Annotated in this window: 15 protein-coding genes; 1 reads left to right on the top strand and 14 read right to left on the bottom strand. The window is 39.0% G+C overall.

The genetic code is table 11. The features are described 5' to 3' along the window. Position 1: 1 nt before the first annotated feature. The 11 genes from rnc to C8K15_RS01635 all read right to left on the bottom strand — a co-directional run bounded on the left by rnc (position 2) and on the right by C8K15_RS01635 (position 10,463). The gene (gene rnc / locus C8K15_RS01685; protein ID WP_108584772.1) at positions 2 to 769 is read right to left on the bottom strand and encodes a ribonuclease III; all 768 of its coding nucleotides are present in this window, start codon (positions 767 to 769) and stop codon (positions 2 to 4) included. A gap of 130 nt (positions 770 to 899) precedes the next feature. Next, a complete protein-coding gene (acpP, locus tag C8K15_RS01680; RefSeq protein WP_024535029.1) occupies positions 900 to 1,136 on the bottom strand; it encodes an acyl carrier protein in 237 nt (78 codons plus the stop codon). A gap of 57 nt (positions 1,137 to 1,193) precedes the next feature. After that, positions 1,194 to 1,940: a 3-oxoacyl-[acyl-carrier-protein] reductase gene (gene fabG / locus C8K15_RS01675; RefSeq protein WP_108584609.1), complete on the bottom strand. Its 747-nt coding sequence runs from the start codon at positions 1,938 to 1,940 to the stop codon at positions 1,194 to 1,196. Continuing rightward, a complete protein-coding gene (gene fabD / locus C8K15_RS01670; RefSeq protein WP_108584608.1) occupies positions 1,940 to 2,884 on the bottom strand; it encodes an ACP S-malonyltransferase in 945 nt (314 codons plus the stop codon). Before fabD ends, fabG begins: the two co-directional genes overlap by 1 nt. Next, entirely contained in the window at positions 2,881 to 3,873 is a 993-nt protein-coding gene (plsX, locus tag C8K15_RS01665) for a phosphate acyltransferase PlsX (protein ID WP_108584606.1), read from the bottom strand. The genes fabD and plsX overlap by 4 nt, the downstream gene beginning before the upstream one ends. Then, a complete protein-coding gene (gene fapR, locus C8K15_RS01660) occupies positions 3,870 to 4,454 on the bottom strand; it encodes a transcription factor FapR (protein ID WP_108584605.1) in 585 nt (194 codons plus the stop codon). Before fapR ends, plsX begins: the two co-directional genes overlap by 4 nt. A gap of 222 nt (positions 4,455 to 4,676) precedes the next feature. Beyond that, a complete protein-coding gene (gene recG / locus C8K15_RS01655; RefSeq protein ID WP_108584603.1) occupies positions 4,677 to 6,725 on the bottom strand; it encodes an ATP-dependent DNA helicase RecG in 2,049 nt (682 codons plus the stop codon). Further along, entirely contained in the window at positions 6,718 to 7,614 is an 897-nt protein-coding gene (gene sdaAA, locus C8K15_RS01650) for an L-serine ammonia-lyase, iron-sulfur-dependent, subunit alpha (protein ID WP_108584602.1), read from the bottom strand. Before sdaAA ends, recG begins: the two co-directional genes overlap by 8 nt. Positions 7,615 to 7,627: 13 nt before the next feature. After that, a complete protein-coding gene (sdaAB, locus tag C8K15_RS01645) occupies positions 7,628 to 8,290 on the bottom strand; it encodes an L-serine ammonia-lyase, iron-sulfur-dependent subunit beta (protein WP_108584600.1) in 663 nt (220 codons plus the stop codon). 126 nt (positions 8,291 to 8,416) lie between these two features. Next, a complete protein-coding gene (locus C8K15_RS01640) occupies positions 8,417 to 10,084 on the bottom strand; it encodes a DAK2 domain-containing protein (protein ID WP_108584598.1) in 1,668 nt (555 codons plus the stop codon). A gap of 16 nt (positions 10,085 to 10,100) precedes the next feature. Then, positions 10,101 to 10,463 (bottom strand): Asp23/Gls24 family envelope stress response protein, encoded by a 363-nt coding sequence (locus C8K15_RS01635; RefSeq protein ID WP_108584597.1) that lies wholly within the window; start codon positions 10,461 to 10,463, stop codon positions 10,101 to 10,103. Positions 10,464 to 10,692: 229 nt separating this feature from the next. Here C8K15_RS01635 and rpmB point away from each other — a divergent pair, with 229 nt between their 5' ends. Further along, positions 10,693 to 10,881, top strand: coding sequence for a 50S ribosomal protein L28 (gene rpmB / locus C8K15_RS01630; RefSeq protein WP_024535039.1), 189 nt, complete (start codon positions 10,693 to 10,695; stop codon positions 10,879 to 10,881). 37 nt (positions 10,882 to 10,918) lie between these two features. On the opposite strand, the gene spoVM is transcribed toward rpmB, so the two are convergent. From spoVM to rpe, 3 genes are read right to left on the bottom strand one after another with little or no spacing between them, the layout of a single operon-like run. Then, positions 10,919 to 11,035: a stage V sporulation protein SpoVM gene (spoVM, locus tag C8K15_RS01625; protein WP_108584595.1), complete on the bottom strand. Its 117-nt coding sequence runs from the start codon at positions 11,033 to 11,035 to the stop codon at positions 10,919 to 10,921. 17 nt (positions 11,036 to 11,052) lie between these two features. Then, entirely contained in the window at positions 11,053 to 11,706 is a 654-nt protein-coding gene (locus C8K15_RS01620) for a thiamine diphosphokinase (RefSeq protein ID WP_108584594.1), read from the bottom strand. Further along, on the bottom strand, positions 11,703 to 12,371 hold the full coding sequence (gene rpe / locus C8K15_RS01615; protein ID WP_108584592.1) for a ribulose-phosphate 3-epimerase: 669 nt from the start codon (positions 12,369 to 12,371) through the stop codon (positions 11,703 to 11,705). Before rpe ends, C8K15_RS01620 begins: the two co-directional genes overlap by 4 nt.

Genomic DNA, 12,371 nt, shown 5'->3' with positions numbered 1-12,371 from the left:
ATTAGCCCTCCTGTCTACTTGTAGCTTGTTCTTGTAAGTGAACGATCGCTACTTGTGCGGCTTTTTGTTCAGCTTCTTTTTTAGACTTCCCGTTTCCAATACCTAGTTCGCTGTTTCCTAATCGAACACTTGAAACAAACGTACGGTTATGGGCTGGTCCTTTTTCTTCTATGATTTCATAGCTTAAGGAACCATTATTCGTTTGTTGAACCATCTCTTGCAACTGACTCTTATAATCCATCACATGCGAAAAAGCACCGGTTTCGACTTTTGGAAAGACTACTTTCTCTAAAAACGTTACAACAGGTTGTAAGCCTTGATCTAAATAAAGGGCACCAACATAAGACTCAAAGACATCTGCAAGAAGTGCAGGGCGTCCTCGTCCTCCTGTAACTTCTTCTCCCTTACCTAAAAGCACATATTTCCCAAAGTTCAATTCATTCGCAAATAATACGAGTGACGGTTCACATACAATCGCTGCACGTAATTTCGTCAACTCGCCTTCACTCATGGCAGTAAACTTTTGAAATAAATATTGAGAGACAGACAGCTCTAGAACTGCGTCACCTAAAAATTCAAGTCGCTCATTGTCCGTGTAAAATTTCCGTCGATGCTCATTCACATAAGATGAATGTGTAAAAGATTGATACAGAAGTTCTGGATTTAAAAATTGAACTCCTAATTCTTGCTGTAATATTGCAAATGATTGCTTAACTGTTTCTGAAAATGTACCGTTTTTTTGAGGCGTCCCTCTTCGTTTACCCGTCATCATGTAATCTGCCTTCCTTTAATAACTACGGTCTATTTTACTCGTTTGTCGTCTTTTGTGCAAAAAGAAATAGAGACGCAGAAGACCATTCATTATGAATGTCTTCCACGTCTCGCAATGGAATAATTGCTTATCCTTGTTTGCTTTCAATAAAAGTTACTGCACTTCCTACTGTACTGATTTGCTCAGCATCTTCATCAGAAATCTCCATATCGAACTCATCTTCTAATTCCATAACAAGTTCAACTACATCTAAAGAATCAGCACCTAAATCATCACGGAAAGAAGCTTCCAATTTCACTTCGCTCTCGTCAACACCTAAACGATCTACGATTACTTTTGTTACTCGCTCTATTACAGTTGCCACTAAAGTCACCTCCCCTCAATGATTATACAAAAAAACAAGCCTACTTGATAGGGGCAATTACATGACCATTCCACCATTTACATGAAGTGTTTGGCCCGTAATATAGTTTGAATCTTCAGAAGCTAAAAACACAACAGCTTTCGCAACGTCTTCAGGGCTGCCAAGTTTTGCTAAAGGAATTTGTGTAAGCATTTGATTTTTCACTTCTTCTGATAGTTCATCTGTCATTTCAGTCGTAATAAATCCTGGGGCAATTGCATTGACATTAATGTTGCGACTAGCTAATTCTTTAGCTGTTGTCTTCGTTAAGCCAATGACTCCAGCTTTTGCTGCAACATAGTTTGCCTGACCCGCATTGCCAGATACGCCCACGACAGAAGAAATATTAATGATTCGTCCAGAACGTTGTTTCATCATTTGGCGTGTAACCGCTTTGGTACATAAGAACACACCTTTTAAATTCGTGTTAATAACATCGTCCCATTCGTTTTCTTTCATACGCATTAATAGATTATCACGTGTGATACCTGCGTTATTAACTAGGATATCAATACTTCCAAAACGATTCATCGTTTCAGAAATCATAGCGGATACACTTTCAACATCACTGACACTTGCTTGAATGGCAAATGCTTCGCCACCATTTGCCGTAATTTCATTAACAACTTCTTCTGCTTTTGATTGACTACCGCTATAGTTCACGGCAATACGCGCGCCTTCTTTTGCCAAGTATTTAGCAATTTCGGCTCCTATTCCTCGAGAAGCCCCTGTGACGATTGCTGTTTTACCTTCCAATTTCCCCATTACGCCCACTCCTTCGATGCTTCAATCACTTTTTCGATTGACTCTAAATCATAAGCTGCATAAATAACTGCAGATCGGTCTATTTTCTTTACTAAACCACTCAATACTTTGCCAGGTCCACATTCAATAAATGTGTTGACACCTAAGTCCATCAATGCGCGAATCGATTCTTCAAAACGCACAGGCGAATATAATTGTTGAACGAGCAATTCTTTCATTTCTTCAGCTGTTGTAACTGGACTTGCGGTGACGTTCGAAATAACAGGCACATCTGTATTATGCATTTCCAGTTGGTTTAAAGCTTGTTGCAACTTCGAAGCTGCTGGACGCATTAATTCCGAATGGAAAGGACCACTTACAACTAGAGGTATCGCACGCTTAGCACCCGCTTCTTTAGCTTGTAAAGAAGCTTTTTCTACACCTTGTTTAGTTCCAGAAATAACAATTTGACCAGGACAATTTAAGTTAGCTAATTGAACTACATCGCCTTGTGAGGTTACTTGATCCGTTACTACTTTCAAAGCATCTGACTGCATGCCTAATATTGCTGCCATCGCACCTTCTCCGGCCGGTACTGCTTCGTTCATGAACAATCCTCTATCGTGGACGATCTTTACACCATCTTCAAATGACATCACACCTGAAGCAACAAGCGCAGAGTACTCTCCTAAACTATGTCCAATTGTATAGTCAGGTTTTAACCCAGCTGCTTGTAGAAGTTCAGAAACCATCGTACTTGTTGTCAATAAAGCCGGCTGGGCATTGTATGTATAAGTCAATTCTTCTGCCGGTCCTTCTAGCATGAGTTTAGATAACGCAAAACCTAACTGTTCATCTGCTTTATCATAAAATTCTTTATTTCCATTGTTCGAATGGACTAATTCGCTACCCATCCCTACAGCTTGAGAGCCTTGTCCAGGAAAAATAAATGCAATTTTGGTCATTGTGTTTTGCCTCCTGCTATTGTTGAATAAATGGTTCCGCATACGTCAAATTCAACCATTGTTCGTGCTTGGCGAATTGCGTTCATCACTGCAGTTGCATTTGAAGAACCATGTGCTTTTATGACGGGTGCTTTTAATCCAAACAAAGCAGCACCACCATATTCGGTATAATCCATTTTATTTTTCAAGCCTCTCAAATCATCTTTTACGAGATATGCTGAAATTTTCGACTTCGTTGAAGATGAATACACTTCTTTTAACATGCTAAAGAAACTAGCTGCGGTTCCTTCAATTGTTTTTAATACCATGTTGCCTGTAAAGCCGTCAGTAACCACTACATCAGCTACGTTTAACAGTAAATCACGAGATTCTACGTTTCCTACAAAGTTAATTGGAGCTTGTTTTAACTGAGTAAATGCTAATTTGGTCAACTCATTGCCTTTGGTTTCTTCCGTTCCAATGTTGAGTAAACCAACGCGTGGAGAGTCGATTCCACGTACTTTCGCAGCGTAAATACTTCCCATAATTCCGAACTGCACCAGATGTTCTGGCTTAGCATCTGAATTTGCACCTAAATCCAACATCACAAAACCTTGTCCATCTACAGTAGGTAATGTAGGTGCAAGTGCAGGTCGATCAATACCTTCAATTCGTCCTACGATGAAAAGGCCTGCAGCCATGAGAGCACCTGTATTACCTGCAGATACACACGCATCTGCTTCGCCATTTTTCACAGCTTCGGCCATGCGTACCATTGAGGCATCTTTTTTACGACGAATCGCTCTAACTGGTTCATCGTCCGATTCAATTTTTTCTTCTGTATGAATCATTGTTAATCGAGCATGTGGTTTAACAAAAGGTTTTACTTTTTCCTCATGTCCAAATAATAGAATATGAATATCTTCAAATTTCTCAAGTGCCAAATAGACACCCTCCACAATTTCTTTCGGTGCGTGATCTCCACCCATTGCATCTACTGCTATTTTCATTTCAATTCACCTTTACTTGCTTCATTCGCTCGAAACATTTCAAACTGTCCTTCAAAAACAATTTCGTTTTCTACAGTTGAAGTGACTTCTACAAATGTGCGATTTTTTTCTTGATCTTTACGTGTCACAAATGCTTTTGCAATGACCCGATCTCCCAATTTCACAGGCTTTACAAATGATAAAGTAGATTTAACTGTTAACGCTAATTCATCATTGATGACTGCTACTGCCAAGGAGTTAGCTTGAGCGAATAAATGATGCCCTCGCGCAATTTGGTTTCTCTGAAATATATGTTCTGATTTTACGTCAAATATAGAAATTGCTCGTTCGTCCAGTTCAATGTCAACCATTTCCCCAATAACATCACTTAAAGGTAAAGAACGAACCTCATCCTCAAATGATTTCGAGGCTACGTGTTTAATACGTTCACGTAACTCAGGTATCGACAACTCTAAACGGTCCAATCGAACAGTTTGAACGCTGACTGTAAAAAGATTAGCTAAGGCGTCGTCCGTGATGAACGGATTGTTTTTAATGGTATGTATTAATTGTTGTTGGCGTTCTTTTTTTGAACGTTTCATATCTTCACCATCCGATATTAGCACTTGGTACTATTATCAGTATATAAATACAAGAAAAAGAATGCAAGGATTGTCTGAAAGTCCGTGTTTAAAAAGGAGCATGAGCCAATGAAAAAGGAAGACAGCCGTTGCCAATTGGGCAACGGCTGTCTCCCCGCTTAGTGCGGTCTTCACTTAATTTGGTGGACTTTTTGAACAACCTTTAACAGTCTTACATTCTTTTTAATCAATTCTATCGCCATCTAGAGCACCCGAGTTTTGTAAGTAAGTCCGTAAACACTTCGTCTCCTCACTTGTCCAAAACTCATTTGAAGAAAGATATTTCTCAGCATCTTGTCTTGCAGTTTCCAATGCTCGATAATCATGAACCAAATCAGCCATTTTAAATTCAGGCAAGCCACTTTGTTTGCGTCCAAAAAAGTCACCTGGTCCTCGAAGCTCTAAATCTTTTTGAGCCAATTTAAAGCCATCATTCGTTTCAGTCATCGACGTCATGCGTTCTTTACCTTCTTCTGATTTTGGATCTGCAAGTAATATACAATACGACTGCGCTGAGCCACGACCTACACGACCACGGAGTTGATGTAGTTGAGCTAGTCCAAAACGTTCGGCATCGTAAATAACCATAAACGTTGCATTCGGTACATTAACACCAACCTCTACAACTGTAGTAGAGACAAGCACTTGTATTTGACCTTCACTAAACGCTCGCATCACTTCATCTTTTTCACTCGAATGCAAACGACCATGCATAAGACCTACTTTAAATTTATTATGAAAAATGGACGATAATTGCTCATACACATCTACAGTATTTTGGACATCAAGCTTATCAGACTCTTCAATAAGCGGACAAATAACATATGCTTGTTTACCCTCTTGCAGTTCTTTAGCCATTCGTTTAATGGTTTCATCGAAGAGTTCCTTTTTGACCCAATGCGTTTCAATCTCTTTTCGTCCAGCAGGCATTTCATCGATGGTTGAAACATCCATTTCCCCAAATGCAGTAATGGCTAGTGTACGAGGAATCGGTGTAGCAGTCATAAATAACACGTCCGGACTCATGCCTTTATCTCTTAAGACACGACGTTGGTCTACACCAAATCGATGTTGCTCATCTGTAATCACGAGACCAAGTTGCCGAAATTCTACATCTGGTTGAATTAAAGCATGTGTACCTATAAGTAAATCAATTTCACCGTTTTGAAGTTGCTCATGAAGAGTTCTACGGGCTTTGGTTTTAGTAGAACCTGTTAATAATGCGATGCGAATACCCATTGGAGATAACCACTCATGCAAGGAATCGGCATGTTGCTCTGCTAAAATTTCGGTCGGAGCCATTAATGCCCCTTGAAAACCAGCAGTAATAACAGCATACAATGCGATTGCTGCAACTACCGTTTTCCCCGAACCCACATCTCCTTGAAGCAATCGATTCATGCGATGAGGTTCTTTTAAATCTTTACATATTTCATTAACTACACGTTTCTGAGCTGCTGTTAACTCATAAGGTAAAGTCGCTATCAAATCTTTTACTTTTTGGATATCGTAAGCAATTGCGATGCCTTGATTTTGTTCTTTGCGCACTTTTTTAATCGCTTGCATTTTCAATTGAAACATTAGTAACTCTTCATACACAAATCTTCTTCTAGCCTGTTTGACATGTTCAGCATCCTTTGGAAAATGAACACCTTCAAGCGCCTCGAACACAGGTAAAAGTTTATATGATTCTCTAATTTCATGTGGTAAACAATCTTCTAATTCTGTACCCATTTGTTGCAAAGCTTGATGCATAAATTTCCTGAACGTTTTTTGATGAAGAGAACCTTTTAAACTATACATAGGTTCAAAATCAATTTGATCTGTTTTGGGACCTGAGGAAAAATGAGTGGCACTGATTGCTTGGCGACCACGATCCCACTTTCCGGTGACTGTTACGATTTGCCCGCTTGTAATCTTATTTTTCAAGTACGCTTGATTAAAAAACACCACTTTTATTAAATGAGGACCAACAAGCAATCGAATTTGTAAACGCGATTTGTTTCTTCCTAAAAATAGAATGGAAGGTTCGCTTTCGACCCTTCCCTCTACTGTCACTCGTTCGTTATGTGGCGTTTCTGCAATGTTTTTTAAACGGAAATCTTCATGACGATATGGAAATGTCATGACTAAATCTTGCAACGTAAGAATTCCCATATCAGCTAAAGTTTTTTCTGTTTCGCCACCTACGCCCTTTATGCTATTTACAGACTGAAGCTGTTTACTAGACACCTTTTACAAAGTCAGCACCAAATATTCTTTCAGCTAGTGCTCTCCCGGTTGGTGTTGCAGCTAAACCACCTTGTGCTGTTTCTTTTAATGCACTCGGCATTGTTTGTCCAATCTTGAACATGGCATCGATAACTTCATCACATGGAATACGACTTGTAACACCTGCTAGTGCCATATCAGCAGAGACTAATGCATTCGCAGCACCCATAGCATTACGTTTCACACATGGCACCTCAACTAAACCTGCAACTGGATCACATACAAGTCCAAGCATATTTTTCATTGAAATAGCAAAAGCCTCTGAACATTGCTGTGGAGAACCTCCTGACATTTCGACAATGGCGGCAGCAGCCATTGCGGCAGCTGAACCAACTTCTGCTTGACATCCACCGGCAGCACCTGAAATTGATGCATTGTTCGCAACAACGAATCCAAATGCACCAGAAGTAAATAAATAACGAATCATTTGTTCACGTGTTGGATTCAATTGATTTTGAACAGCAAATAAAGTACCTGGCACCACTCCTGCAGAACCTGCAGTTGGTGTTGCACAAATAGTTCCCATTGCAGCGTTCACTTCATTCGTCGCTACAGCTTTACTCACTGCGTCGATTAATAATGCCCCTGAAAGCGTATTGCCTTTCTTCATATAATTGTGAAGTAGCACGGCATCTCCACCAGTTAAACCAGATGTAGAATGAACACCTTTCAACCCTTTTTCCACTGCTTGTTCCATAACAGTAAGGTTCGTATCCATTTGCTTCATAATATCTTCACGACTTCTTCTCGTAACTAGCATTTCTTGTTCTATCATTAATTCAGAGATTAATTTATTTTCAGTTGTCGCTAATTCTACTAATTCTTTTACATTACGGAATAAGAATTTCATATACAAACCCTCCTCAATCTGAGATTTTTGTTACTTGAATAATATGTGGTAATAGTGCGATTTGTTGAAGTACATGTTCTTCAATATGTTCATCAACTTCAATAACCATCAAAGCCATTTGCCCTTGTTCCTTACGAGAAACTTCCATATGGCCAATGTTAATATTTTGTTCTGCTAAACAACTTGCTACTTTCGCAATACTACCAGGTTTATCGTCATGTACGACTAAAATAGCGGAATGATTTCCTGACAATCGAAGAGGGAATCCATTTAATTCACTAATTTCGATTTTTCCTCCACCTATTGAAACCCCGATCAACTCCATTTCACTTGAATCATCACCAATTACAAGACGCGCAGTATTTGGATGCTCAGTGTGACCACTTTCTGGTATAAATTCAAACGTCAAGCTCGCTTCTTTCGCAAGATCAAACGATGTTTTAATGCGTTCATCAAATGTATCAAAACCTAGTAATCCACCAATTATTGCGATGTCCGTTCCGTGACCTTTGTAAGTCTCAGCAAAAGAACCATATAAATATATTTTCGCCCATGTTGGTTGTCGACCGAATAGTTCACGCGTCACCAGACCAATTCTTGCAGCACCAGCAGTGTGTGAAGATGACGGTCCAATCATTACTGGACCAATAATATCAAAAACTGATTTAAACTTCATTTTAAGACTCCTTTGTTTCGAATTTCTCACTACATTTTATATCACATCAACTTATTAAACAAAAGTATCCGCTTACAAATTTGAAATAAAAAGCAGTGAACCAATTCGATTCACTGCTTTTATTGTTTATTCGACTGAGATGATATATGGATACAGCGGTTGTTTTCCACTGTATACTTCAACATCCGCATGAGAGTAGTTTTCTTCAACGAATGCAGCCAATTCATTGGCATCCGCTTCTGTGACATCTTCTCCGTAAATAATCGTAATAATCTCGGCATCTTCATCGACTAAGTCATGGATTAGCGTTTTTGACACTTCTTCAATTGAAGCTGATGCCAAAATAATCTTCCCTTCAGAAATCGCCATGAAATCATCTTTTTGAATTTCGACACCATCAATAGAAGTATCACGGACAGCAAAGGTTACTTGTCCAGTTTTAACATGAGCGTAAGCTTCTGTCATTTTTGTTTTATTGTCTTCTACTGAAGCTTCAGGATTGAATGCTAATATCGCAGCCATTCCTTGAGGTACAGATTTTGTCGGTACAACCGCAGCCTCAATACCGATTACTTCAGCAGCTTGTTCAGCAGCCATTATTATATTTTTATTGTTTGGTAAAATGAGTACTTTTTCAGCGCCAACAGATTCAATCGCTTTGACGATATCTTCTGTAGATGGGTTCATTGTTTGGCCACCTTCAATTACTGCACTTGCCCCTACACTTTTAAGAAGCTCTGAAATTCCTTCGCCCATTGCTACTGTTACAACAGCATATGGGTGTTTTTTCACTGGTGCAATAGTAGGAACCGATTTTTTATAATCGTCTCCTACAATTTCGGAGTGTTGTTGACGCATATTTTCAATTTTGATTTTGATAAGGTCACCAAATTTTTGTCCATAATCCAAACAATTACCAGGCTGTTCAGAGTGAATATGTACCTTCGCAATTTCGTTATCAGAAATAACAAGCAGCGAATCACCAAACTGACTTAATCCTTCGCGGAAAGCATGTTCATTGAACGGATTTTGCGCTACTTTTTCAGGCATGAATTTCACCATGAACTCTGTGCAATAACCGAATTCAATGTCTGAAGTATCCATGAAGCCTTGTACCTTTTTATGATGTTCTGCACTCACTAAATCATCCATGGAATGTGCAGACGTTTTTTCAGGTAATTTCTCGCCCTTCATCGAAGCGATAAATCCTTCATAGACGTATACAAGACCTTGTCCACCAGAATCGACAACTCCCACTTCTTTTAAGACAGGAAGTAAATCTGGTGTTCTCTCTAGGGATGCTTGTGCTTCTTTTAATAATTCTTCCATAACTACAATTATATTATCTTCATGTTCGGCAACTTCTACTGCTTTCTTCGCTGAATCTTTTGCTACTGTTAAAATGGTACCTTCAACTGGTTTCATAACCGCTTTATAAGCCATATCCACACCGTGTTGGAAAGCATGAGCAAAGTCTTTTGCAGTTAACGTTGATTTTGTTTCCACATCTTTTCCAAATCCACGGAAAAGCTGAGACAAAATAACGCCCGAGTTCCCACGAGCTCCCATTAATAATCCTTTTGAAAGTGCTTGCGCTGTTTTTCCAATATGAGCGACTGCATGTGCTTCTGTTTCTTTTGATCCAGAAGACATCGACAAGTTCATGTTCGTTCCCGTATCACCATCGGGAACAGGAAAGACATTTAGCGCATCCACATAATCTGCATTTTGGAATAAGTGATGGGCACCCATTTTCACCATTTCTGCAAATTGAATTCCGTCTAAAGACTTCATATCCTACTTCCTCCTCTTATGGGTTCGTAACACGAACTCCTTGAACATAAATATTTACTGATTTTACTGCAAGTCCTAATGTTTTATTTAGTGTGTATTTAACTTTTGATTGAACTTGATAAGCTACTTCTGAAACTTTTGTGCCGTAGCTGATTACGATGTACATATCAATATGAAGATCTTCGCCATGTTGTCGTACAAGTACACCTTTTGCGAAATTTTCTTTTCGTAAAATATCCGTTAAACCATCTCGGATTTGATGTTTTGACGCCATTCCAACAATCCCATAACATTCAATCGCTGCTCCGCCTGCAATTTGCGCCACGACATCATTTGAAATATCAATCTGTCCGAATTCATTTTTCAATTCAATTGACATATAGAATGCCTCCTCATAAGTCCTTTTTGACTACCCTTAATTGTACTACAAAATGTCACGCAATAAAAGAAAACGTTAACGATCTCCTGTATTCGTCTGTAAAGGCTTTTTTCTTGAAAGGCACATCAAAAGTGGTTGCAAAGAAAAAGACTATGTGGTAAATTATTAAAGTATGTGAAATAACGAACTGAAAAAAATCTTTCAGCTTCTTTTTTGAGGAGGAAATATAATGCCAAAGGTATGTGTAATCACAGGGCGTAAGTCTCGTGCTGGTAATGCGCGTTCTCACGCTATGAATAAAACAAAACGCACTTGGGGAGCTAACCTACAAAAAGTTCGTATTCTTGTAGATGGTAAGCCAAAACGTGTTTGGGTTTCTGCGCGAGCAATGAAATCTGGAAAAGTTGAGCGCGTTTAATATTCGCTCAAAAAAAAAAATGCTTGACTGACAATTGTCAGTCGGGCATTTTTTCATTTTTCCTCTTCGGTTTATCTTCACTATTCATCCAACCTAAACACATTCTTGCAAAGCCACTCACAAATTTCGGTAATCTAAACGTATAAACACGCATGATTTCACTCCTTCTTATCAATCTGAGCTACGTATTAATAAACATATGCCAGATGTGAAGGAGATAGACCCTTGTTCGTCCAATACTTCATTACTTGTAAAGCGTGAACTACCTATGTTTATTGTTTCAGTGTCCACATTATATTTCATACCAGTAAGTGTAATATGCTCTACGGTTCCATGAAAAGCAAAGAAAGATACGAATGGTAATTGAGGATTGAACGCTATTTTTGTAGTTCCTGGAGTCAACAAGCGCATTTCATTCCATTTGTTGCGAATGATAAACTGAATTCCGGGATTGTCCATCTGAAATCGATAAACGCTGTTGAGTACAGAAATAAAATGATCCAAACGCCCTCCTGTTACACCCATTATCACGATTTTTTGTGGATCAAAATCGAGTGAGTGCGTAAGCGCTAAATCTGTATCTGTTTCATCCTTATCCACAGATGCTATTTTTACTGAAGCTACTCGCTCTTCAATACTTGTAAATTCTTTAGTGGATAATGAATCAAAATCCCCGACAGCTACATTTGGAATGATGCCTTCGTTAAGTAAATACACTGACCCCTTATCCGCTCCAATAAAAACAACATCCTTAGATGATTTGAACGGCTTTAGGTCGGCCAATTCTTCAATTGGCCCCCCAGCGCATATCACAACCGTTGTCATGCACGTATCGCTCGTTCGCCTGCTTGTTGAATGTCTTGCAGAGCTTGTTTCCGGTCTTGTTGATTATAGATAGCTGAACCGGCAACAAAAATCGTGGCACCCGCTTCCGCACAGGGAACAATCGTTTCGGCATTAATGCCACCATCAATTTCAATTTCAATCGCTAAATCTTTTTCTTTAATAAGATCAGCTAATTGTTTTATTTTTGGAATGACGGAGTAAATAAATTTTTGACCGCCGAAACCAGGATTTACTGTCATAAACAGGACCATGTCAATGTCTTCTAAAACATGCTGAATTGATTCAATAGGCGTATGTGGATTTAAAACAACTCCGGGTTTTACTCCAAATGAACGAATCAATTGAATTGTTCTGTGCAAGTGTGGACACGCTTCTACATGAACTGTTATATAATCAGCACCAGCTTTTGCAAATGATTCAATATAGTTATCGGGGTTCTCAATCATTAAATGAACATCTAAAGGTAGTTTTGTCACAGGTCTTAAAGCTTCCACCACAATAGGTCCCATTGTAATATTTGGAACAAAATGTCCATCCATTACATCAATGTGTATGAGGTGTGCGCCAGCTTGTTCGACTTCTATTACTTCTTCAGCCAATTTCGAAAAGTTGGCAGCTAGAATTGATGGGGCTATTTTAATCAT

Source organism: Paenisporosarcina sp. OV554 (assembly GCF_003058165.1).
Lineage (GTDB): Bacteria > Bacillota > Bacilli > Bacillales_A > Planococcaceae > Paenisporosarcina.
The sequence above is the reverse complement of the archived record's forward strand: the minus strand, read 5'-3'. Positions and strand labels throughout refer to the sequence as shown.

Bases quoted from the DNA above. Each gene is read 5' to 3' on its own strand.
- rnc (WP_108584772.1), bottom strand. From the start codon at position 769: ATGACGGGTAAACGAAGAGGGACGCCTCAAAAAAACGGTACATTTTCA.
- fabG (WP_108584609.1), bottom strand. From the start codon at position 1,940: ATGGGGAAATTGGAAGGTAAAACAGCAATCGTCACAGGGGCTTCTCGA.
- fabD (WP_108584608.1), bottom strand. From the start codon at position 2,884: ATGACCAAAATTGCATTTATTTTTCCTGGACAAGGCTCTCAAGCTGTA.
- plsX (WP_108584606.1), bottom strand. From the start codon at position 3,873: ATGAAAATAGCAGTAGATGCAATGGGTGGAGATCACGCACCGAAAGAA.
- fapR (WP_108584605.1), bottom strand. From the start codon at position 4,454: ATGAAACGTTCAAAAAAAGAACGCCAACAACAATTAATACATACCATT.
- sdaAA (WP_108584602.1), bottom strand. From the start codon at position 7,614: ATGAAATTCTTATTCCGTAATGTAAAAGAATTAGTAGAATTAGCGACA.
- sdaAB (WP_108584600.1), bottom strand. From the start codon at position 8,290: ATGAAGTTTAAATCAGTTTTTGATATTATTGGTCCAGTAATGATTGGA.
- C8K15_RS01640 (WP_108584598.1), bottom strand. From the start codon at position 10,084: ATGAAGTCTTTAGACGGAATTCAATTTGCAGAAATGGTGAAAATGGGT.
- C8K15_RS01635 (WP_108584597.1), bottom strand. From the start codon at position 10,463: ATGTCAATTGAATTGAAAAATGAATTCGGACAGATTGATATTTCAAAT.
- rpmB (WP_024535039.1), top strand. From the start codon at position 10,693: ATGCCAAAGGTATGTGTAATCACAGGGCGTAAGTCTCGTGCTGGTAAT.
- spoVM (WP_108584595.1), bottom strand. From the start codon at position 11,035: ATGCGTGTTTATACGTTTAGATTACCGAAATTTGTGAGTGGCTTTGCA.
- C8K15_RS01620 (WP_108584594.1), bottom strand. From the start codon at position 11,706: ATGACAACGGTTGTGATATGCGCTGGGGGGCCAATTGAAGAATTGGCC.
- rpe (WP_108584592.1), bottom strand. From the start codon at position 12,371: ATGATTAAAATAGCCCCATCAATTCTAGCTGCCAACTTTTCGAAATTG.